The organism is Sphaerisporangium album (assembly GCF_003323745.1).
Classification (GTDB): domain Bacteria; phylum Actinomycetota; class Actinomycetes; order Streptosporangiales; family Streptosporangiaceae; genus Sphaerisporangium; species Sphaerisporangium album.
In genome coordinates, this window is record NZ_QOIL01000040.1 from 1 (window position 1) to 20218 (window position 20218).

Here is a 20218-nt window from a genome sequence, read left to right on the forward strand (position 1 = left end):
GTAGCCGCCACCGGCAGACACGGCTCGATCAACGCCCACTCGGCATCCGTCACATCAAAGCGCGCCACACCCGAAGTTCTACCAGCCACGACCAGGCCGCAAGATCCGAACCTCAAACAGCTCCTAGCGCCTCCAGCTTGACCTGGGACACATCGTCCACCTCCGCCTTGCTGGCGCCGATCCCGGCGACGAGGCTGGTGCGGTCCAGCGCCTCGACCATGCCGGGGCTGGAGACCCGGTCGGGTTGGGCTGGGGCGCCCTGCCGTGGTTGCTCGCGGTGGGTTTCCCCAGCCCGTACGGGGAGTGCCGTTCGGCTCAGGTGCGGGGGCGAGAGCGGAGATAGCCGGGCAGGTGGCTGTCGCAGCAGGCCCACTTGGTGCCGGACTTGTCGGTGACGGCGTACTTGGGCTCGTCGGTGCAGGGGTTGTTCTTGCTGCCTCCCCAGGTGCACCGCCGTCGGCTGTCATCGCCGGAGAAGAGATCGGGGTGGTGATCGTTGATCTCAGCCGCGGCGGGGCGCCGACCGGTGAGATCCCCGACGGCGAGGATCTCCTTGGCACCGAAGGCGCGGCTGACGCCGGAGGGGGTAAGGCCGGCGGCCTGGCCGAGGGTTTCCAAGGTGTGGGGGCGCGGGGTGACGTAGACCCTGCCGTAAGCCAGGAGCAACCGGATCTGCTCATCGGCGGCCTTCTTGATCGCGACGAGGTCCTCAAGAGCGGCGAGAAGCGGATCGTACTCCGGGCCGCGGTCTGTCGCCGCGGCTCCCAGTTTCCGGATGAAGGCGGTACGGGGCCTCCACGCGTCGTCCACAGCGGCGACACGCTCGCCCCGAGGGGTTTGGTCGTCCTCGGAGAAGTATGGCACCGGCCAGCGGATGGCGAGGATGTCGTCCAGCAGTTCCTGTGAAATCATGCTTGAAGAATGCATAATATTTTGAACGAGTACAAGGAGTTTGCTGAAGTCAAATGCTGGAGTGTGCCTGAACGCGCCGCTCGGGGTGCAACCGGTCTTGGAACCCTGGCACGCAGTTCCAACCTCTCCCTGGGAACGCTTGGAACCGGCTCGGCGCGCCTCGAGGTGCCACGTCTCCACAGGTCAGCCGAATGCCACCTGCGAAAACGTGGCACCCCCGCGAGCCGCTGGCGATGCCAGGTGGTCACACTGCGCCTAACGGGCGGCGCGGGGCCGTCCCGGCTTGGGATCCCACTTCCCGGCGAACTCCAGGACCCTGTCCAGGGTGAACACCGGGCCCGAGCCGAGCCGGGCGACCGGCGGCGGGAAGTCGTCGTTCTCCTCGGCGATGGCCGACGCCCGCTGCTTGGTCATGCTCCGGCCCTACAGCGCGCCGAGCAGTGCCGCGATCTCGGTGATGCCGACGAGCTCCGGCATCACCCGGACCGGGTCCTTACCGGGCCATGCCAGGCGGATACCGGCGAACGGCACCGCCTGGCCCAGGGTGTCCCGGGCCGCCGCGTGGAGGGTCCTGGACGCGGCGCGCACGGCCTGAGCCTGCGAGGTGGCGTCCACCACCAAGTGCACCGCGGCGGTGCCGGTCTGCTGGTTGTAGGCGAGAGCGGCCCCCGGGAGAGCCTCGGTGAGACGGCCGAGCCGGTCGTCGTCGAGCGCCTGCCCGGGGATGGTGATGATTTCGACCGCCCTGAGTCGCTCCCTCACAAGGTTGAGCGGACCGAAATCACCGTGCCCACCAACCTCGTTCTCGACATCTACACCTTGTTGAACGCCCTCGCCGTATCCGATGGCAGCGATGCCTACAGTCTCCAGACCTCTGCGAAGGAAATCAACGAAGCGTTGCAGAAGTCGATCAACGGGCAAGTCAGCTTGCCTGAAGGCGACGTCTGATTCGATACATCGCCGCCGCTGAGGTGCTCACGGCCGGGTGACGCGGCCGACCCCGCCGAGGAGACGCATCCCGGCCACCGGCCGGGCGATGCCGTCGGGGCGCCAGCGCTGCACATCGACCAGCCCGGGGCTCACCAGCTCCAACCCGGCGAACATGGCCGCGATCTCCTGTTCGGTGCGGAACACCGCCGGCGCGGCCGACCGCTCGTACACCTTGCGCACCTTGTCCGCCGTCTCCGATGGGACGCCGTCCCCGGTGACGTGGGACACCACCAGCAGGCTCCCCGGGGCCAGGACCTCGCGCCAGATCCGCAGCAGCGAAGCAGGGTGCCCGGGGACGAAATGCAGCACCGCGGCCGCGATGAGCGCCACCGGCCGAGTGAAATCGCAGTAGGGGTGCAGGTCCCGCACGAGTTCCTCGGGCTGGGTGATGTCACCGGCGATGAGACGGGCGCCGTGCGCGAGCGCCGCACCGTGAGCCAGCACCACCGGGTCGTTGTCCACACCGATCACGGAGATGTCCGGGTGGACCTGCCGTGCCGCTCCGGCGACGGTCGGAGGTGTGGGCAGCCCCGGGCCCAGGTCGATGATCTGGTCGACGGCGGTGGCGCAGTACGCCGCGGCGCGCGCGGCGAAGTAGCGGTTGGCCACCGCCAGGGCCACCACCTCCGGTGCCGTGGCCACCAGCTCGTCGGCGGCTTCCCGGTCGGCGGCGAAGTTGTCCTTCCCTCCGAGCAGGTGGTCGTAGATCCTCGCCGTGGAGGGCCGGCTGGTGTTCAGGCCCCCGTCGGGGAGCCGGCTGGGCTCCCAAGCCGGCGGCGGGGGTGCGGTCTGGCGGGTGTCAGGCACGGGTACTCCGATCAGATAGGGACTGCTGGGCGACGGTCACCGCGGCCGCGGTGATCCGCGAGATGCCGTGTTGGTCGCCGGGGGTGCGCATCCACGTGACCACCAGCTCGTCGATCGCGCCGGCCACGGCCACGGCCACCAGCCGGCCGGCGGTGGTGTCGGCGGCCAGGTGCAGCACGTCGGCCAGGTCACCGGCCATGCGCCGCGCCGCGCCGGCCAGATGCGGCGTGCGGTGGACCTCGCGGTGCATGATGTGCGCGCGGCGCGGGTCCATCGTGACGTGCAGGATGTAGGCGCCGACCACGCCGGCGAGCCGTCGCGTCGGGTCGCCGGTGTCGAGCCTGGCCGCTTCCCGCAGCACGTCCACCGCGTCACCGGCGCACCGCTGGTACACGTGGGCCAGCAGGTCTTCGATGCTGGTGAAGTGGGCGTAGAACGACCTTTGCGAGGTCGTGGCGTGCGCGCACACCTCGCGCACGCCGACGGCGTGGTAGCCATCGCGGGCGAACAGGTGGAACCCGGCGTCGAGTAGACGTTGACGCCGATCGCGGTGCCTTTCCTCGGGGGTCATCTTGTCGTAGGTACGGCCGGACACACCCCAGTCCTTTCTGGTTCACGGCTGCTGGTTGGTGGGCGCGCCCCCGGAGGAGGTCAGCGGAGGAAGGGCAAGGGCATGCCTCGACCCCGGGGGGCGCGCCGTTCACTGGTCGCGGCTCCCCCCACGGGAACCACGGCCACGACTGCGGCGGCGGCCGCCACGCCAGGCGCTCTCCTCGGCCTGCTGCACGGCCTGCCGAAGCTCCTGGTGGCGGCTCAGATGACGGGTGAGGGTGGCCACCCCGATATCGAGCCGCTCGGCCGCTTGCACCCTGGTGAGACCGGCCTCGATGAGGGGCGGCAGGTCAGGGTGCCACGATGTGCCCCGCAGCACGACAGGCTTCGCAGGCGGCCGGGGCCGGCTCCGTGGGACCCGCATCGCAGCGGCCGCGGCGTGGAAGCTGCTGCCCGACTTGACCCGTTGGAGGAACTCGGCGTGCCACCGGGTGTCACGTTCACACATCACCTGCTGGTACGCCTTGTCGAAATCGGGGTAGGCGCCCCGGTGCCGTAGCACCGTGTTCGGGCTGACCTTGGCCTCCCGGCAGGCCGCCTCGACCGTCGCCGCCTGCGCCAGCACGGTCAGGAACCTGCCGTGCCACGCAGGGGCGACCCGAGGCGGCTCCCAGGGTTTCCCGGTCTTGGCGGCCCGCCTGGCGCGGCGTTCGTTCATTACCCGCCGGTACGCCTCGTCGAACTCGGGGTAGATGCGCCGGTGCCGCAGCACCGTGGCGTAGTCGATCCCGATGTCCCGGCAGACGTAGCTGACCGCCGCCGCGTCCACCAGCACGGTCAGGAACTCGCGGTGCCACGCAGGGGCGGCTACCTGCTGCTCCTGGACCTGCGCCCCGGTTTCCGGGTGCTCGGCGGCCTCCTCGATCGCAGCCGCGGTCTCGCCGCAGCCCGGCGCGATGGGCGGCTGCGGCGAGGACAGGTCGCTGCACATTGGGGTTTCCTCAGCTACTCGGGGGCGGCGATCAGCTCAGCGAACTGGCCGAAGGGGAAGGGGTGCCTCTTCCTGGCCTGAAGGTAAAGGGGCACCAGGCGTTCGGCTGCGCCCTGAGCGGTGACGGCCCAGGTCCGCGTCCGCCTCGGAGACCGGCCGGGCGCACGCTTGGTGTACCGCCACCTGATGCAGTCGCCGTCGACGTAGACGAGCAGACCCTTCCACAGCGACACCGGGGTGACGCCCCCTGGCTGCGGGATGAAGTGCGCCGGGATGTTCAGGCGCTCCAGCTCCGCGACGAGCTCCTCGACCAGCGGCGGCGTCTGCGCGTCACACGGGGTGTACCCGGCCACCGGCCGGTTCCCGGTCACCATCCCCGTGCCCCGCGCTGCTGAGGGACCACCGCCTGCAGCGGGTCCTCCGCGTCCCGCATGGCCTCGACGAGCTCCTCGGGGGTGGCCGCGACCACCGGGTCCTCGACCCCTTCAACGTAGGGGAAGCCATAGAACTGGCGGCTGTGCTTGCCGTACATGACCAGCCACCCGCGTTGGGTGCGGGTGAGGTCCGCGGCGGCGTTGACCTGCTCGGGATCGAACACCCGGCGCGGCACCTCGCCGTAGTCCGGGCCACCGGCCCGGTGCCGGCCGCGTGGGCGGCTGCTTTTGCCGCGCGCGGCGCCCAGCGCAACGGCGGGCATCTCCGACCTCAACGGGCGGTGACGCTGGGGTGGCTGCTGGTGTTCGAATGGGCGCGCAAGGCCAGTACAGTCAGACACGGGTCGCACCTCCGAGTGTGCGGTCAAGGAGCCCGCCACGTGTGCCGTCACGTCGGCGGGCTCCGCCATTTCAGGTGACGTTGAGCTATCAACACTGAGCGGCGAGTAGAGCCTTGTGCCATGCTGATACTGATCAGGCGTGATTCCAAGGGAAGCTATTGGCCAATGCGGCTGGCCAATACATGACCAATGCAGGAGTCGACGATGTCCCCCGCCCCCCGGCCGGTTGACCCTTCAGCGTCTCCGTTGCACCTGCTCGGTGTTGGCCTGCGGCGATGCCGAGAACAGTGCGGTTTGACGCTTGAGGCCGTAGGCGCCCAGGTTTCGGTCGACTGGTCGCATCTGGCTCGATGGGAACGAGGGGAACGCCACCCTCCTGAGGACGTGGTCGCGCGCCTGGATGAGGTGTACGGCGCGGGCGGGTTTCTCGTCGCACTACAGGCCATGACCAACACCTCAGGTCGACCGGTGCGCGACCAGGCGCCGCAGTGGGATGGTGAGCGCATGGATGTACTCAGGCGCCGCCTGATCGGGGGCGTAGCAGCCATGGGAGTCGCGGCCGTCGCTGGTATGCCCGCGCTCGATGGCATCTCCAACTTGCGCGGGGTCGTCGACAGCGCCCTCGGCAATCGGCCCCACGTCGAGGATTGGGAGGAGACAGCCTGGGAGTACGCGTACGCCGTTCTCGCTCCGTCGATCATGGGAGTGGTACGCGACCTATCGGCGGATGTGCTGGGCTTCCAGGAGGCCATGACCAGCGCTTCCGGTAAGGAAGTATCGCGATGGTTACGGGTGAACGCCCAACTGTCGACCCTGCTGGCGTTCGCCTTAGGGTCGATAGGACAACAGCGGGAGTCTCACCACTGGTGGCGGGTCGCGGCCAGAGCAGCGGAACAGACCGGTGAGGGCGAACTACTCGCTGCGGTGTACGGGCATGAGGCGGTGCAGGCGCTCCATGAAGGGCGTCCCTTGCCGCTGGTGGTCTCGCGAGCGACCCGTGCGATCGAACTCACCAAGGGCCGGGCGTGCCGGGCGGCGTCGGCCGCCTACGGGGCCCGCGCGCATGCCAGAGTGCTCCTCGGTGACCTCGCCGGGGCGCTCGCCGACCTCGACGAGCAGGCCAGCCTGTTCGAGCGAATGCCGGCAGAAGTGGTCGCCGACGCGCAGTCGGTGAACGGGTGGCCACAGACCCGGGTGCTGTATTGCCGTTCCCTTGTCTACACCTTCGGTGGGCACCCCGACGCAGCGCAGATGCAGATGGAGGCAATCACCGCCTACCCCGGCTGGCAGACCCGGCAAAAAGCACAGGTCGAGCTCCACCAGGCCTACACCGAAGTCCGATCTGGACATATCGAATCAGGGGTCGAACACGCTCGCAGCGTGCTCGACACGCTCCCTGACGACCACGTGAACAGGTTCGTGATACACAACGCCGCCGCGGTGGCTGCGGCCGTCCCCGCAGTAGAGCGGTCCCGGCCCCCTGTGATCGAATACCGGGAAATGCTCGCACTATCCAGGAGGCTCGATGCCCCTCACCATTGAGCATCTGCAGGGCGAAGCAGCCCGCGAGGTGCTGGGCGAAGACTACGTCTCGTTGTACCTGAACACCCGAGCCGAACCCCCCTACAACTCGGGGCCGCTGTACAACCGGGACAGATTCCTGGACCGCACCAGCAGGCAGATAGAGGTGCCAGGGTTCGAACTGGTATCCGCGCGCGATGGTGAACGGCTCATCGGGTTCGCGTTCGGGTTCCCCATGGCCGCAGGCCGGTGGTGGAGAGGGGACACGACACCCGCCCCTGATGAGGTGCTGCCCGCCGAGAAGTTCCTGGTGATCGAACTCAACGTGGCAGCCGAGGAGCGAGGCAAGGGGTACGGGCGTCGGCTACTTGACGAACTGCTCGGCGGCAGGGCCGAGCCCTGGGCCACCCTGCTGTCGACGCCGCACGCCCCGGCACACGACATGTACGAGCATCTCGGCTGGGACATCGTAGGTACCAACCGGCCGGCCCCGGACGCCGAAATCGCCGACGTGATGCTGCTCAAGCTCGGAAACTGACCCGCCACAGCCCTGGGGTTGAGCGCGGCGGCGTTATGGACTACGACGTGATGCTCAGGAGCGCCTAGATGTCATTCACGGTGGATCACGCCACAGCGAGCGACGTTGCGGAGCTGTCGGCTCTCATCGAGGAGATAGAAAACCACTACGGCGCGACGGAAATCCCCTCCGACGCCGACCGCACCCGGATGATCAACCGGTTGCTGTTCGGTGACCGGCCGATCGCGTGGGTGCTCCTCGCCCGGGACGGCGGCCGTGTCGTCGGCATGGCGTCCTACTCCTTCCACTGGCCGGCTGCAGGCGCCGAGCATTCGATGTTCCTGAAGGAGTTGTACGTCCGCGTGAGTGACCGTCGCCGGGGCGTCGCGGGTGTGCTCATGGAATGTCTCTACGAGATCGCCAGGGTAGAGGGCTGCGGCCGCGTGGAATGGCAGACCGAGGTGGCCAACCTCGACGCGCAGGCGTTCTACGAGTCCCTCGCCGGCAAGATCCACGACGGCAAGGTGTTCTACCGCGTGGACATGTAGCGCTGCACGCAGATCAGCTACCGCAGCAGCCCTGCCGCTAGCCTCCTGGGTCGCCTCTGTCCGGATCCGCGCGGCAGGGCTGCCACGCGGATCAACTGAGGCCGGGACCCGCCGTCAGGCTCCAGAGCTGGGACGCAACGCCTTGACCAGCCGAACGAATCGCCGCGCCGGCGCCTCGGAGGAGTGGAACACCACCCCGGCGACAACGGCCACCACTCCCAGCGCCACAACGCCGAGCGCCACCGCCAGCGAGGGGGACATCGCGGCCGCCGCCAGCGTCCCGCCGCCACCCGCTACCGCCGCCGCCACCTTGCCCATCACCACACCGCCCGACCTGACGCCTTGCGGCGCAGCATCGCCAACTCTGTCGCCGTCGCCCACTCTGCCGCCTTGAGCGCGCGCGCCTGGTCCGCCGCCATCGCTACTGCCCTGGCGATGAAGGTCACGTTCTGGGCTGCATGGGCAACGGCAGCCGAGGGCCGATGAGACTCTTCGCTGTCGTTGCTCACTGGGCACCGCCGGGGGCGGGGTTGGTGCCGAAGGGCAGGCGGGCGGTGGGGCGGCGCCGATAGACCTCGGCCAGCGCCAGGCGGGCCTGTTCGGCGCCGTCGTCGGTGAGCCGGTAGTAGCGGCGGCGGGGCCGGCCTTCGTGGGCGTGCTCCTCGGGCTGTTCCCAGCGGCTCTCGATCCAGCCGGCCTGCTGGAGGCGGGTGATGATCGGGTAGATGGTGCCGGAGGGCAGGCCGGTCGCTTCGCACATCTGCAGCCCGTACCACTCGCGCGTCGGCTCGCTGAGCACGATGCGCAGGAGCGCCTGGGTCTGCATGGTCATCCGTAGACCACTCATCATGTGCCGTACTCTACATACGATCCGGTAGCCGGGGAGGCCGAATCCGCTACTCCGTGGACGTTCCCAGGGCGGCAGCTGAACAAAAATCTGTATGCAATGCCAGCCATCCGCCGGCGTCGCGCGTCCTAGGGATATCGGACAGCACGAAAGGGCGGGTGAGTGACATGGGACTTGCCTGGAGGAAACGCGGCCGGCCTCGTACACCTGAGGAAGAACGTGCCCGCGACGAAAGATTCCAGCGGTGGATGGCCTGGTTGTGCTTCCCTATGTCGTTCTTCACCGGCCTGACGTTGTGGTCGCAAGGAGACCGCCAGATGGCGCTGTTGGCCGGGAGCTGCTCGGTCCTGTTCGTCGTCTCGATCTTGACCGACTACTACCGGCGCCAGTAAGCCACCCGCGACAATTGGGCTACCGCAGCAGCCCAGCCGCGAGCCGGTCGGCGCCCCCGACGACGGGGTTGGCGCGGCAGGGCTGCCACGCGGCGCGTAGCACACGCAGGTGGCCGGCCACCCGCGCGGAGGACACCGCGGCCAGGTCCTCGCGCAGCCCGAGCACAGTCTGAGCGGACGTCTCAGTGTGGCCGCGCCGCGCCTGGAGGTGCGCCAGGCGCACACCGATCAGCGCGCGGGAGCGCCGCTCGATCGTGCGGCGGGAGTTGGCCGACAGCGCAAGGTGTTCCTCGGCGGCGGGCAGGTCCGCCAGCGCGGTCAGGGTGAGCCCGGTCTGATGTTCGAACGACTCGCGGCGGTAGTTGCCGGTCCACGCCGACTCCGGCAGCGAGTCGGCCCGCTCGAGTTCCTGTTCGGCCACGCGGAGCAGAGCCAGCGCCTGGCGGTGGTTCCCGACGGCGGCGTTGGCTTCGGCCTGCATCCCGGTGACCCACGCACGGGTCCGTAGCGGGCACCGTTGCCGGAGCCCGGAGGCGGCGGCGTCGGCCAGTGCCAGACCTTCGGCGGCGTGGCCGAGCTCGACCGCCTGCACCGCCATGGACCGCAGCGCCGTCGACCGGACCAGCGGGTCACCGGCCTCCTCGCCCAGGCGTACCGCCTGCACGTAGTACCGCTGCGCGAGCCCGGCGGCGCCGGCGTCGGCGGCCATCCACCCGGCGAGGTAGGCCAGTTCGGCGGCCGCGGTGAACAGCGCCGGGCGGGTGCGGCCGGTGCTGCCACGCAGCAGCGGTGCGACGTCCCGGGTCAGGTAGGCGGCGACCGCGGCGCGTGCGTGCCCGCCGCCGTACAGGTCGTCGGCGTCGGACATGCGCCGGGTCATCTCGCGGATCCGGTCGACATCCCCGGCCCCGGCGCGCTGCGATCCGCCCTGGCGGGTCCCGGGCGGGGGGTGTGAGGCGGGGACGGCGAGCGCGGCCAGGGAGTACAGGCCTGTGGTGAGCGCGGTCCGGCGGTTGAGCATGTCGTCCTCCCCGAGTGCGGCCAGCACCGCGACGGGATCCCCCTGCCAGGGGTCGACCCGATCCAGGCCCGCGGATGGCCAGCCGAGATCGGTCGCCGACACCGGCCGGCCGAGCCGCCGCGTGAACGCCTCGGCAGCGGCCTGGATGGTGTCGGGCCGGGGTACCGTCCCTGTCAGCCAGTGTGCCACCGCTGTCGCGCCGTGAGACAGAGGCAACCCGCTTTGCCGGCCGACCTCGTTGACGGCCTTGGCGGCGGCGGTCATGCTCCACCCGGCCTCGCGCAGCGCATCGGCAAGGACGGTGTTCACGATCGGGTGTCGCCGTTTACGTGGCATTTCTCGCAACGCTCTGCACACCGACCACCGGTGGCTGGTCGGCTGCCGCTGGCCCCAGCTCGCCCCGCAGGTGACGCGGTGAGCCCGGTGGACTGGTCGCGGTGGACGGTGATCCTGCTCAAACCCGACTGCGTGGCACGCGGCCTGGTCGACGACGTGCTCGCCTGGGTCGCCCGCGAAGTCACGGTCACCGGTCAAAAGACGCTCACCGTCACCTCCGAGCAGATCTTCGCCCACTACGACGACATGCTGGCGCCGCACCTGTCGGCCGAGTTCGGGTTCGACATCGCCGCCGACCTGCGCAGGCTGTACGTAGGCCACCAGGTCGCCGTCGCGCTGGGCCACGGCGACGGCGCCGCGCCGCGGGTCCGGCGGATGCTCGGCGACACCGACCCGAGCCTGGCCGGCACCGACACCATCCGCGGGTACTTCGGCGTCGACAGCCTGGCCACCGCCCGCGGCGAGAACCGGCTCATCAACAACGTGATCCACACCTCCGACCACGAAGGCGTCGTCGAACGTGACTTCGGCATCTGGTACGGCCCCAGCCACCTGCACCTGCTGGCCAACCTCAGGAGCGCCTCATGAGCTTCACCGTCCCCGCGTCCCGGGTTCTGCGCGTGATGCCCGCCGAGCAGCAGGCCGGGCTGGACCCCTACATGGCGCAGATCATCACCAACCGCAAGTCCGGGTTGTCGCTTAACCACATCATCGGCTGCCCGCTGGACTGCGGATACTGCGTCCGGCACTTCTGGGGCAACTTCGAACAGAAGATCCCCCAGCTTCTGATCAGCACCCCCGAAGCGGTCGAGATGCTCACCGGCCACGAGGCGTTCCGCCCGCACACCACACCCATCCAGTTGTTCAACAAGGCCACCGACCCGATGCTGCCCGGCGTCAAACCGCACACCTTCGCCGTGCTGCAGGAGCTGGACCGCCGCGGACACACCAACCTGGTGTTGATCATCACCCGGTTCCACGTCACCCCCGAGGACATGGCCACCTTCGAGGCGCTCCGCAACGTGCGCGTGACCTTGCTGTTCACCTACTCGGGGATCCGCGACGACCGGGTGGAACCGATCGCCAAGACCACCACCACGGTCGACTCGATCCGCACGGCGGCGCGCCTGCGCCGGCGAACCAAGGTCATCTTGTACTGGCGGCCGATCGTGCCCGGCTGGAACGACGACCCCGCCACCATGGCTGGCGTCCTGGAGGTGGGCCGCGACGTCGACGCGGTCGTGTTCACCGGCTACTACCACAAGGAGGAAAACGCCCAGTATCTGCGGGACCTGGGCGTGCCCGTGCCCTACGGGCAGGACTTCCAGCGCCGCAAAGTGCTCCCCGGCGAGCTGGACGCCCGGGTCGTGCAGGCCTGGCGCGACTCGGGCATCACCACCCCGCTGTTCCGCAAGACCTCCTGCGGAGTGACCTACGCCCACCAGGTCGCCGACTACAACGGGCATCTCGGGGTGCCGCAGCTGTGCGATATCTGCCCCCTGGAGCAACTCCAGCGGTGCAAGGCAGCGCTACGGGCACCCACCGAGGAGGAGTTCCGGACCGCACTGGAGTCCTTCGGGTACGACCCCGGCACACCGTTCCTGGTAGAAGACGGACATGTCCTGACGGCCGCCCTGGGCGAGCAACGCCGCTACGCGCTGCAGCATGAACTCGGCTATCAGGTGTGGGAGGTGGCGCACCCCCATGTACCTGCCGCGCACGGCCGCGCTCTGCAAGGCTATGCGCTGAGCACCGAAGAGCAGGAACAACTGGACCAGGCGCGAGCGCGGCTCACCGCCGCCGCACGCTACGACGACGACTGACCACGCTGGAGGCGCCCACCATGGACCAGCCCTGGACCACCGCACGGCTGGTCGCGTTCGACCTGGAGGGCACCGGCCGCCAAGACGGCGACAACGAGGCGATCCTCGAAGTCGGGGTGGTCCCCCTTGCCAGCGGCCACCCCGACATGACCGGCGCCTACCAGTCGCTGGTGAACCCAGGGCGGCGCATCCAGCGCCGCCCCTGGATCTCCCCCGGCCTCACCAACGACGCCCTCGCCACGGCACCCACGCTCGACACCGTCGAACCGGAGCTGGCCGCCCGATTGAACGATGCCTACATCGTCGGCCACAACGTCCACGTGGACTGGCGGCTGCTGTCCCTGCGCTGCCCCGCGCTGCGACCGGCGGGGCTGATCGACACACTAAAGCTGGACAGAGCCGTCAACAAGGGCAACCAGAAACGGACCCTGACGGCGCTGCTCGACGCCTACGAGCTGAGTGACCAGGTGAATGCCCTGGCCGCAGGCGGGCAAGCGCACCGCGCTCTGTGGGACGCGGCGGGCGCTGGGCTGCTGCTGCAGACGCTGGCACGCGAACTGGGCCGTGGTGAGGACATCTCGGCCGGTCAGCTGTACAAGGCCGCAGCCGTGCCGCTCCAGGCCGACAGCAGCAGCGACCCAGAACAGATCTCCCTGCTGTAGGCATTCAGCGCTCGCGGTTGCGGTGACCGCTCCGGGTCGCTCCCCGTAGCGGGGCTACTCCCCATCTTCTCCTGGCTGGACGGCGCACACGCGGCCGCCCGTGTCACGGTGTCATGGATGCTGTATCGACATCTCCCGGAGCGGCGCCCCCGAGGTGACCTTCTCGCAGATCCGCAGCAGATCCAGATTGGCGGGGTTGCGCAGCCGGAGGTATCCCTGCGGAGGATGCCACGCCCCCAGCTCCGCGCGCAGTTCCTCCGCCGACACACCCGCGTACTCCCGCACCCGCAGGATCGGGATCGCGTACGCCTGCTCCAGATCCCGGACGTACTCCAGCACGCTCGCCCCGTTGCCCGGCCGGGCCTGTTCAGCGATGGCAGCGACCACCTCAGGGGTGTCCACGACGGCGGGGCCCAAGTCAATGACCGCACCCAGGCGCGATACCGGGGCGTTCAGATACACGTACCACGTCGTCGCCCTGCCGGACAGGAACCGCCGGCGGAACTCGTGCCGCTTCAGCCCCTGCCAAATGAGCTGGTAGTACTCCTCGTGCAGCGCCATCAGCACAGGCTCGGCGTCAAGGGTGTCGTCGCCGTCGAACAGAGATGCCTGCACCGGTCCTCCAAGCTCAGCGTGGACCAGCACCATGGTGCCGCCTGACCGGGCAACCGGGAGGCGAGTCCGGGAAAGCCTTCTCGCCATCCCCTGGTACTGACTACGTTCCGGCCCGCACCAAGGTGATCGGCCTGATCGGCCGAAGATGCAGGCGCGACTGCGGCCGAAGCGGAAATCGCCGCCGCGGCGGCCCGGGGCCGGCCCGGGCACGGGTGAATGGAGGCGGACGCACCCCTACGCCGCGCACGCCTGGATCGAGACCGCCGCCGGAGCCGCCTGCTGCACCGCATCTGAAAACCGAGCCCCACCACCAAGAAGGAGCCGTATCGTGGCCAGCGCAACCACCCTCAGCCCACCCGTCCAGCACGCCCTGGACCGCGTCGCCACGGCGCACTACACGCTGCAGCCCGACGGCAGCACCCTGCCGCAGACCTCCCCCGCCAGTGTCGACCCCTGGCCCACGACACCGAGACGGAGCCCTGGCGGCTTGCCCGCGCCATGGCTGCGCTCAGCCCCCATCGGCCCAGGCGACGACCTGTTCTGCCACCTCATCACCGCCCGCCGCCAGGGCGCGGGGCCACTTACCGATCACGACCACGCCGCTGACTTCTACGCCTATCTGCTGGCCAGCGGCCCCATGGACTGACCACGGCGGCGCTGGGCGAGGCGGTGTGGCGCATCGGCGCCTCCACCCCCAGCGGTATGGCCCGGCTGGAACGCCAGCGGGCGGAGCCGTCTAGCTCCGCCCGTCCGCGGTCGCAGCCAGACGCGCCGTGCTCAGGCTGAGCAGCGAAGAGCCGAGGTGCGACATGTCGCTCGACGAGTGCGGGCATCCGCTGGCCCTGGTCTGACCAGGCCAAGAGAAGCGGGCGGTTGACGAAATCACAAGGATGTGATGCGACACGCCCGCCGCAACCTAGAACCTGGGTTCTAGGTTGCGATATACATGCTCTTCATGAGCAGCCGAAGGAAATCTGCGCCGGGCCATAGCGGACCCGCCAAGGAGGTAGTCGGCAAGCAGTCGATCTCCTTCCGGGACCAGGACCTGGCGAGGAAGGCCAAGGCCGCGGCTAAGGCAGCGGGCTTGCCGTTCACGCGGTGGGTGGAGCTGGTCCTGGCCAAGGAGGTCGGCCACAAGGTCACGCCGACGCTGGCTCATGCTCATACTCAGGAGCCGCTCGACCTCGGTGAGACGGTCGATAAGCAGATCCAGGCGGCGTAGCCACCGAAGCAGCGACCCTCAATAGGGGAGATGACGCCCAGGTAGACCGCGACAACTTCACACGCTGAAAACCAAAGAGCCTCCCGCGCTACGGATTCGCAGCCACGCGCGAGAGGCCCTTCACAGACATCCGGCCCGGCTCGTGACCGCCGCGGCTTTCGCGTGCCTGGCCGGAGTCCGTAGGTCTGGAGACATGATAATCCAACAGTCGCCAGGTCGGCCAGTCATGCCCACAACCGGCGTGTCCGTAATCGGTGTGTCCGACCTGCAATTGATCATTACCTACGTTGACCAGCCGAAACGGCGCGACGGTACGATCGGCACAAAAGATCAGACGCCGAACCACCACGTCGTGCTCAACGGCGGGCCCGCAGCACGCGCGGCCGCGGCCGAGATGTCGGCAGGCCTTGCCCGGCTGCCCCCGAACCGTGGGAAGAAACCCTACTCCGGCACCCGCCTGACTCCGGAGTTTCCGTACCAGCTACCCACAGTCGCGATGTGCGGTAAGGACGGTCGCGGTCGGCTGCTCGTTGGTGTCGACTCCCAGCGCACCAGCACCGCTGGCGTCGTGGACCCGGCCGTGCTGGTCGCCGAAGAGGCCGCCAGCACGGTCGCACTCACCCGGCGTCCTCGGCTGGCACGCCGTCAGGGAGGTGTCGCTGTCCTGCGAGCGGCACGTGTACGTACTGTTCGCCCGGACACTCCCATGGACAGAGCTGCGCGAAGTCGCGCGAGCGCTCTCACCCGTAGTGGCTCCGCACGCGTCGTTGGCGTGCGCCGCTCGCCCAGGAGGCGCCCCTGACCATGTAAAGGGGGCCCCGCGCCCGCGAGGCCCCCTTCTGAAACCACTTACCAGTGCACCCGCCTGATCGGCTCCAAGGTTCGCAGCCACCGAGCTGATCATTTTGGCGCGCACTTAAATGCTTGGAGCAGCATGATATCCGCTAGCCAAGCGTTCTGCAGAGCACGCCCTGATTCTGATCCGGCGTGTCGCCAGAACGTCACCATGTCCATGCCCATGAACTCCGTCATCCCTGAGGGGCACATCTCCGCCCCCACCATCACCGCGTGGCTGGCGGTCGGCACCTACCTGGCCGGCCGCACCTGGCACCGCCGCGACTGGCTGCGCAACCACGCCCTCGTCGGCGAAGCCCTCGCGATGCACACCAACACCAGGCGCATGCGCACCCGTCCCGGCCTGACCTGGGACACCCTCACCAGCGACGCCGGGATGTCCCGCAGCACCATGGCCGACCGGCTGAGGTGGTACCGCGAGCACGGCCTGCTCACCGTCATCACCACCGGGTCGACCCCCGCCACCCGCAAGGGCAACGCCTGGGGGCGACACGACGATGCCCGGGGCAACCTTGCCGCCGAGTACGCCCTCATCGTCCCGATCGCCGCGCTCAAGGAGCTGTACGGCCCGCACTGGGACCAGGTGCTCGGCCTGTACGACCTGCCCGTTGAAGCCGACGAGGAGGTGCCCTGGCCTGTCGAAACCATCCCCGAGCGCCCCGTGTCCGCGCAAGTCGGCGCCGTTGGGGATGAAACTCGGACCCCCACGTCTGTGGTTGAGGTAGGAGATGACTCTCCTACCTCTACAGGAGATGAATCACCTACCTCAACCACAACGACGGGGGTCCGAGTTTCATCCCCAACGGCGCCCTGGCCGCGCCACCGCACCGTGACCGGCAGGAGGGACCGCGTCGCCGCTGCCCAGCAGCTCCGCGTCGACGACATGACGCTGCGGCACGTGCCGGGCCGCGAGCTCGCGCGGCTGCTGCGTCCGCTGTTCGACGCTGGCGCGACCCTCGCAGACGCCCACCACGCGGTGAACGTCCACCCGGTACACGGCCAGTGGACCCACCCCACGGTGGTGCTCGGCACTGGGCGCTGGCGCGACCGCCGCCAGGCCAAGCGCCTGCAGGCGCTGCTGCGGGCGCGGGTTGACGCCTGGTTCGGCTCAGATGGGCAGCTCGTCGCGACCCTGCCGAGCCAGGTGGCCACGGCGGGCAGCTTGCCCAGTGAGAGACGGGAGGGGACACCGTGACACACCAAGGCAAAGGCCAAGCGCAGGAGCGGTTCGCGCGAATAGCGGCCTTCTCGTCGTTCGCTCAAGGCCGCCGGCTGTACCACCCCGAAGGACAACAGCGATGGGGTGAGACCTACCTGACCTGGAAGCGGTGGATCTTCTCCGCTGGTTCAGGCCTCGGCCCTGAGTTGACGCTGCTGCAGGATGTCTTCGGGCCGTCGAAATTTGGCCTGGGTCGCAGCTGCCCTGTCGGTGGCCGACCATGACGGTGCCGACGGGCCGCTTGTGGTCGGCGCGCGCCTGCGGAGCCTGCGCGAGGAGGAAGACCCGCTGATCCACCTCGTGCAACCCCACCGCGGGAACGTCGCCAAGGCGTACGTGATACGGGTCCCGGACGCCTACCGGCGCCGACGCTCGGTGGCGGCGGTGGCGGGCTGGACAATCGAAACGCTGCACCCAGCATTCGCCGCAGTCGTAGGAGCGGTCACAGGGCTGGTGTACGAGGCGCTGACGACCGTGGCGACCGGCGCAACCGAACTTGGCCCGGCTGGCACTCGTCTCCCCCAGAGCGACCCGTGTCGCCCTGCGCACACTAATCGCGTACGGGTGTAGCCCGACTGCAGCACCGACGGGTGGACCCGCGGCCCGCACGAGCTCGACGACGTCGCGGCCGAGACCGGCGCCGACGTGGGTGCACGCCGCAGCGGCTGTAGCTGTACCGCGCTCAGCGGCTGGAGGCGAGCCTTAAGCAGGGGGTCGGACACATTGCCGGTCAAGACAGCAGGACCGCGTACGACATCTCAGGATCGGGAGCGGTGACGACTGGGCCTTCACTAGTGGCATAGGTGATCTGCTAGTCGGCTAGCCGTTACGACGTACGTCGGGACATACGCAGGTGCGTCTAGGCTACTAGTGATATCTAGAGAGGAGAGGGCCCGCTGCAATGAACGGTGGCCCCCTCCTCAGAGGGGCGATCCAGAGTGGTTAAAAGCCCATCAGTCGCAACCAGCGGTCCATGCCGACCGCCACGATGTCTCCGACTGGCACCCTGCTCAGGCGGTTGGTCAGCTTGTACATAGCTAGCCGATGACCGATTTCTAGCTGGGCAGGAACGGATGCCTTTAGCTGCTCTCGATCCACGAAACGCTGCTGCAGAACTTCTTCTGCATGTGGAATGTGTTGGGAAGTGCCGTTTCCTGTGTACTGGTTCCATGGAGGAGCGATGTCCATGATGTTCTGAGTAGCGCCACGGAGGAACCAATCCAGACCGATGGCGACCAGGTCGGCCGGCGGGATTCGTTCTATGCGCGAAACGACTTTGAGAATCTGGAGGCGATGCCCGATTTCCAGGACTTTTGGCACCGAAGCGTTCAGAGGTTCTCTACTGAAGAACCGCTGTGTTAGGACCTCCTCGGCCCTGGGAAGTTCCCTAGAGGAGGGAGGGGGGACATAGCTGTCCCACTCCGTGGTGTATGCGAACGGCGAAGGGCTGACCTGGGCGGCTCCTTGAACAGCAGGACGCTCAACTAGGCTGCTGTTGGGTGAAGATGCAGCCTTGCCCGGTTCGCTTTCGGGTGATGGGGGGGCACTCGTGTCAGTGGCTGGACTACTCGCGATGGTACTCGCAGCCGTCCTGGGCTCCATTGCTGTCCCGGCAGGCATTGCAGCATCCCCTGGTGTCGGCTCGGCGTGAGCGGCCGTCGCTGATGTAGTACCAGGGCTGGCCTGCGGCGGCTCCCCTGTGGCTTCCGCCGGAGCCGCAGCATCCTCTGGTGCCGGCCTAGAAGGCTGCTGTTCGTCTGCGGCTGACTCCCGAGTGTCTGCCGACTTGGGATGCTTGGGGGGTGGTGGCGCGGTTCGCTTTAGGGCAGCTTTCTGTTGCCTGAGCTGTGATAGCCCATTAGCCATAATTTTCCACCGCCTTGACAACCTCGCGGATCTGCTTGACGAACGGTTCTTCCTTCTTGAAGACAGGCTCAGAGCTAATAGCAACGCGCTTACGACGGGTACCGATCCAGTCGTAGTGGCCGACGATCGGTCCGACGGGCACGTTGAAGCGCTTGGCCAACCTCTCCAACTCGTCGATGGCCCACTGTGAAGGGGAACGAGGGACCATATAAGGGATAAGAAGTAGCGGGTAGTCGCTTGCTTCCTCGAGCAGCTGTTCCAGGGATCGCATCTCGCGCGTCTTCAAGATGACAGGGGTAAGAACGACTCGAGCGGCGGCCATGGCCCCGTAGGTGGAGGGGCATGCGTCTGGGTGAGTGTCAACGACGAGTCGGCGCTTAAGTTCGCGTGACCAACGGCTCAGCTCGTCTGAGACCTTCTCTGCGGAGGGCTGATGCTCGCCAAACGTAGTGTGTCCGGGGATTAGATCTGGCTTACGTTCCCCGCCTCGAAGCGGTGTAGGAACTCGGCCAGAGGTAAAGGCTTCGATAAGAGGAGCACCTAGACGCTCCTCCTCTCGGTAGCCCCATCCCGCCGTCAGTCCACCCTTGGACCAGTCGAAGTCCACAGCGACGCCATCCAGCACCTGTGCGACTTCTTCAGCAAGCGTGGTCTTCCCGATGCCCCCCTTGTAGGCGAGGGAGGCGACCACGTCGGGTTCCTGTATAGGGAACGGTGCTAGCTGACGGCCGTTGACATCGGCAGCGCTCTGTATGAGCACATCACCGGCCTGCTCCGGAGACTCTTCCGGGGCCTCTTTGGATGGATGTATGTCCTGTATGTTCACATCTTCTCTCTCGTAGCCCGATGATGGATGTTGTTGAGCCCGTCGCGGCTCTCCGGCGGATGGTGCCGCGTTGGCAGCATCCTACAGTGAGCTAGCTGCCGCGATCCGCCAAATTCGGCCTACTTCGACCCCCACTCTCTCGCTAGTACTAGCTCTATGGCCATCGTTGCATACGTAGAGACGGCTAGTGACCTAGGCGATATACTAGCCGTCACAACATAGAGAGGTAGTGAGATGAACCGCAAGGCTCCCGTCGCGCAACGGGCTCGACAGTTGGCGCTGGCCCTCGAGTCCATGGACGAGTACAACGGCGATGACACCGCTTGGCTGAGTCCGCATGAGGAGACTCAGAGACTGCTGGAGACTCGGAGGGTTGAACGTGAGCAGCTCAACTATTCAGTACCTGAGGCGTTGCAACTTAAGCAGCGGTTGAACGCATACGACATTGAGAACCGCACCCCTGGTGTGGGGAACTTGGTGGCTGGGATCCTGGATTCTTGGCTACGCGCCCATGGTTATCCTCCGGATCCAGAGAGACTGAAGCGCTAGCCGACCCGCCGTCGTCGGTCGGCCGATGACGCCTTCACCAGTAGAAGGGCTTCTGATTAGGAGCTTTAGAGGGGGATGTTGCCGTGGGCGCCGCGGGCGGGGGTGGCCTGGGCGAGGACCTTGGCGATCGCGCCGCGCGTCTCGGCGGGCTTGATCACCTCGTCGATCACCCCGATCTGGATCGCCCGGTCGAGCCCCCCGGCGACCTTCTCGTGCTCCTCGGCGAGCCGCGTCTCCAGGGCGGAGCGCTCGTCCTCCGGGGCGGCGGCGATCTCGCGGCGCTTGAGCACCCGTACGGCGGCCAGCGAGCCCATGACGGCGATCTCGGCGGTCGGCCAGGCGAAGACCTTGGTCGCGCCGAGCGCGCGGGAG

At 68.0% G+C, this 20218-nt stretch carries 27 protein-coding genes; 11 read left to right on the forward strand and 16 right to left on the reverse strand.

What is annotated here, in order from left to right; genetic code table 11:
- Positions 1-315: 315 nt before the first annotated feature.
- The 3 genes from DQ384_RS39490 to DQ384_RS39495 form a co-directional block, all read right to left on the reverse strand.
- Positions 316-912 carry a hypothetical protein gene (locus tag DQ384_RS39490; protein ID WP_114034015.1) on the reverse strand — a complete coding sequence of 199 codons (597 nt, stop codon included), beginning with the start codon at positions 910-912 and terminating at the stop codon, positions 316-318.
- A 255-nt stretch (positions 913-1167) separates the two neighbouring features.
- Complete coding sequence (locus DQ384_RS41960) at positions 1168-1326, reverse strand: hypothetical protein (RefSeq protein ID WP_181871691.1); 159 nt, start codon at positions 1324-1326, stop codon at positions 1168-1170.
- A 9-nt stretch (positions 1327-1335) separates the two neighbouring features.
- Complete coding sequence (locus tag DQ384_RS39495; RefSeq protein WP_114034016.1) at positions 1336-1674, reverse strand: hypothetical protein; 339 nt, start codon at positions 1672-1674, stop codon at positions 1336-1338.
- A 24-nt stretch (positions 1675-1698) separates the two neighbouring features.
- Here DQ384_RS39495 and DQ384_RS41965 point away from each other — a divergent pair, with 24 nt between their 5' ends.
- A complete protein-coding gene (locus tag DQ384_RS41965) occupies positions 1699-1860 on the forward strand; it encodes a hypothetical protein (protein WP_181871692.1) in 162 nt (53 codons plus the stop codon).
- A gap of 27 nt (positions 1861-1887) precedes the next feature.
- Here DQ384_RS41965 and DQ384_RS39500 read toward each other — a convergent pair whose 3' ends face one another.
- The 5 genes from DQ384_RS39500 to DQ384_RS39520 form a co-directional block, all read right to left on the reverse strand.
- Positions 1888-2709, reverse strand: coding sequence for an SAM-dependent methyltransferase (locus DQ384_RS39500; protein ID WP_181871693.1), 822 nt, complete (start codon positions 2707-2709; stop codon positions 1888-1890).
- A complete protein-coding gene (locus tag DQ384_RS39505; RefSeq protein ID WP_114034018.1) occupies positions 2702-3304 on the reverse strand; it encodes a TetR/AcrR family transcriptional regulator in 603 nt (200 codons plus the stop codon). Before DQ384_RS39505 ends, DQ384_RS39500 begins: the two co-directional genes overlap by 8 nt.
- Before the next feature lie 105 nt (positions 3305-3409).
- Positions 3410-4252 (reverse strand): hypothetical protein, encoded by an 843-nt coding sequence (locus tag DQ384_RS39510; protein ID WP_114034019.1) that lies wholly within the window; start codon positions 4250-4252, stop codon positions 3410-3412.
- 14 nt (positions 4253-4266) lie between these two features.
- Entirely contained in the window at positions 4267-4626 is a 360-nt protein-coding gene (locus DQ384_RS39515; protein WP_147269085.1) for a hypothetical protein, read from the reverse strand.
- Positions 4620-4949 (reverse strand): hypothetical protein, encoded by a 330-nt coding sequence (locus DQ384_RS39520; protein WP_114034021.1) that lies wholly within the window; start codon positions 4947-4949, stop codon positions 4620-4622. The genes DQ384_RS39515 and DQ384_RS39520 overlap by 7 nt, the downstream gene beginning before the upstream one ends.
- Before the next feature lie 282 nt (positions 4950-5231).
- On the opposite strand from DQ384_RS39520, the gene DQ384_RS39525 reads away from it, so the two are divergent.
- The 3 genes from DQ384_RS39525 to DQ384_RS39535 all read left to right on the forward strand — a co-directional run bounded on the left by DQ384_RS39525 (position 5232) and on the right by DQ384_RS39535 (position 7613).
- Entirely contained in the window at positions 5232-6569 is a 1338-nt protein-coding gene (locus DQ384_RS39525) for a helix-turn-helix domain-containing protein (protein WP_281274198.1), read from the forward strand.
- Positions 6553-7086: a GNAT family N-acetyltransferase gene (locus DQ384_RS39530; protein WP_114034023.1), complete on the forward strand. Its 534-nt coding sequence runs from the start codon at positions 6553-6555 to the stop codon at positions 7084-7086. The genes DQ384_RS39525 and DQ384_RS39530 overlap by 17 nt, the downstream gene beginning before the upstream one ends.
- 68 nt (positions 7087-7154) lie before the next feature.
- Entirely contained in the window at positions 7155-7613 is a 459-nt protein-coding gene (locus DQ384_RS39535) for a GNAT family N-acetyltransferase (protein ID WP_114034024.1), read from the forward strand.
- 114 nt (positions 7614-7727) lie between these two features.
- On the opposite strand, the gene DQ384_RS39540 is transcribed toward DQ384_RS39535, so the two are convergent.
- Genes DQ384_RS39540 through DQ384_RS39545 form a run of 3 tightly spaced genes read right to left on the reverse strand, consistent with a single transcriptional unit; the run spans position 7728 to position 8445 of the window.
- A complete protein-coding gene (locus DQ384_RS39540) occupies positions 7728-7937 on the reverse strand; it encodes a hypothetical protein (RefSeq protein WP_114034025.1) in 210 nt (69 codons plus the stop codon).
- Complete coding sequence (locus tag DQ384_RS40745) at positions 7931-8122, reverse strand: hypothetical protein (RefSeq protein ID WP_147269086.1); 192 nt, start codon at positions 8120-8122, stop codon at positions 7931-7933. Before DQ384_RS40745 ends, DQ384_RS39540 begins: the two co-directional genes overlap by 7 nt.
- The gene (locus tag DQ384_RS39545) at positions 8119-8445 is read right to left on the reverse strand and encodes a PadR family transcriptional regulator (RefSeq protein WP_114034026.1); all 327 of its coding nucleotides are present in this window, start codon (positions 8443-8445) and stop codon (positions 8119-8121) included. Before DQ384_RS39545 ends, DQ384_RS40745 begins: the two co-directional genes overlap by 4 nt.
- A 284-nt stretch (positions 8446-8729) precedes the next feature.
- Here DQ384_RS39545 and DQ384_RS43900 point away from each other — a divergent pair, with 284 nt between their 5' ends.
- The gene (locus DQ384_RS43900; protein ID WP_281274199.1) at positions 8730-8852 is read left to right on the forward strand and encodes a hypothetical protein; all 123 of its coding nucleotides are present in this window, start codon (positions 8730-8732) and stop codon (positions 8850-8852) included.
- Between the two features lie 19 nt (positions 8853-8871).
- Here the strand turns inward: DQ384_RS43900 and DQ384_RS39550 are convergent, their stop codons facing one another.
- Positions 8872-10182, reverse strand: a complete 1311-nt coding sequence (locus DQ384_RS39550) for an NsdA family TPR-like regulatory protein (RefSeq protein ID WP_245967096.1) — start codon at positions 10180-10182, stop codon at positions 8872-8874.
- 105 nt (positions 10183-10287) lie between these two features.
- Between DQ384_RS39550 and DQ384_RS39555 the strand changes: the two genes are divergently transcribed.
- Genes DQ384_RS39555 through DQ384_RS39565 form a run of 3 tightly spaced genes read left to right on the forward strand, consistent with a single transcriptional unit; the run spans position 10288 to position 12694 of the window.
- Positions 10288-10797 (forward strand): nucleoside-diphosphate kinase, encoded by a 510-nt coding sequence (locus DQ384_RS39555; protein ID WP_220183387.1) that lies wholly within the window; start codon positions 10288-10290, stop codon positions 10795-10797.
- A complete protein-coding gene (locus DQ384_RS39560) occupies positions 10794-12032 on the forward strand; it encodes a hypothetical protein (RefSeq protein ID WP_114034028.1) in 1239 nt (412 codons plus the stop codon). The genes DQ384_RS39555 and DQ384_RS39560 overlap by 4 nt, the downstream gene beginning before the upstream one ends.
- A gap of 20 nt (positions 12033-12052) precedes the next feature.
- The gene (locus tag DQ384_RS39565; RefSeq protein WP_114034029.1) at positions 12053-12694 is read left to right on the forward strand and encodes a 3'-5' exonuclease; all 642 of its coding nucleotides are present in this window, start codon (positions 12053-12055) and stop codon (positions 12692-12694) included.
- A gap of 111 nt (positions 12695-12805) precedes the next feature.
- Here DQ384_RS39565 and DQ384_RS39570 read toward each other — a convergent pair whose 3' ends face one another.
- A complete protein-coding gene (locus DQ384_RS39570) occupies positions 12806-13309 on the reverse strand; it encodes a hypothetical protein (protein WP_114034030.1) in 504 nt (167 codons plus the stop codon).
- A 328-nt stretch (positions 13310-13637) separates the two neighbouring features.
- On the opposite strand from DQ384_RS39570, the gene DQ384_RS39575 reads away from it, so the two are divergent.
- From DQ384_RS39575 to DQ384_RS39585, 3 genes are all read left to right on the forward strand, one after another.
- Positions 13638-13955: a hypothetical protein gene (locus DQ384_RS39575; protein ID WP_114034031.1), complete on the forward strand. Its 318-nt coding sequence runs from the start codon at positions 13638-13640 to the stop codon at positions 13953-13955.
- A 309-nt stretch (positions 13956-14264) separates the two neighbouring features.
- Positions 14265-14531: a hypothetical protein gene (locus tag DQ384_RS39580; protein ID WP_147269087.1), complete on the forward strand. Its 267-nt coding sequence runs from the start codon at positions 14265-14267 to the stop codon at positions 14529-14531.
- A 1006-nt stretch (positions 14532-15537) separates the two neighbouring features.
- Positions 15538-16581: a hypothetical protein gene (locus tag DQ384_RS39585; RefSeq protein WP_114034033.1), complete on the forward strand. Its 1044-nt coding sequence runs from the start codon at positions 15538-15540 to the stop codon at positions 16579-16581.
- A gap of 966 nt (positions 16582-17547) precedes the next feature.
- Here DQ384_RS39585 and DQ384_RS40750 read toward each other — a convergent pair.
- The 3 genes from DQ384_RS40750 to DQ384_RS39595 form a co-directional block, all read right to left on the reverse strand.
- Positions 17548-17925: a hypothetical protein gene (locus DQ384_RS40750; protein WP_147269089.1), complete on the reverse strand. Its 378-nt coding sequence runs from the start codon at positions 17923-17925 to the stop codon at positions 17548-17550.
- A gap of 538 nt (positions 17926-18463) precedes the next feature.
- The gene (locus DQ384_RS40755) at positions 18464-19297 is read right to left on the reverse strand and encodes a ParA family protein (RefSeq protein WP_147269090.1); all 834 of its coding nucleotides are present in this window, start codon (positions 19295-19297) and stop codon (positions 18464-18466) included.
- Positions 19298-19911: 614 nt separating this feature from the next.
- Positions 19912-20218 (reverse strand): carboxyl transferase domain-containing protein (locus tag DQ384_RS39595; protein ID WP_281274200.1); only part of this gene is annotated, 307 nt, incomplete at its 5' end.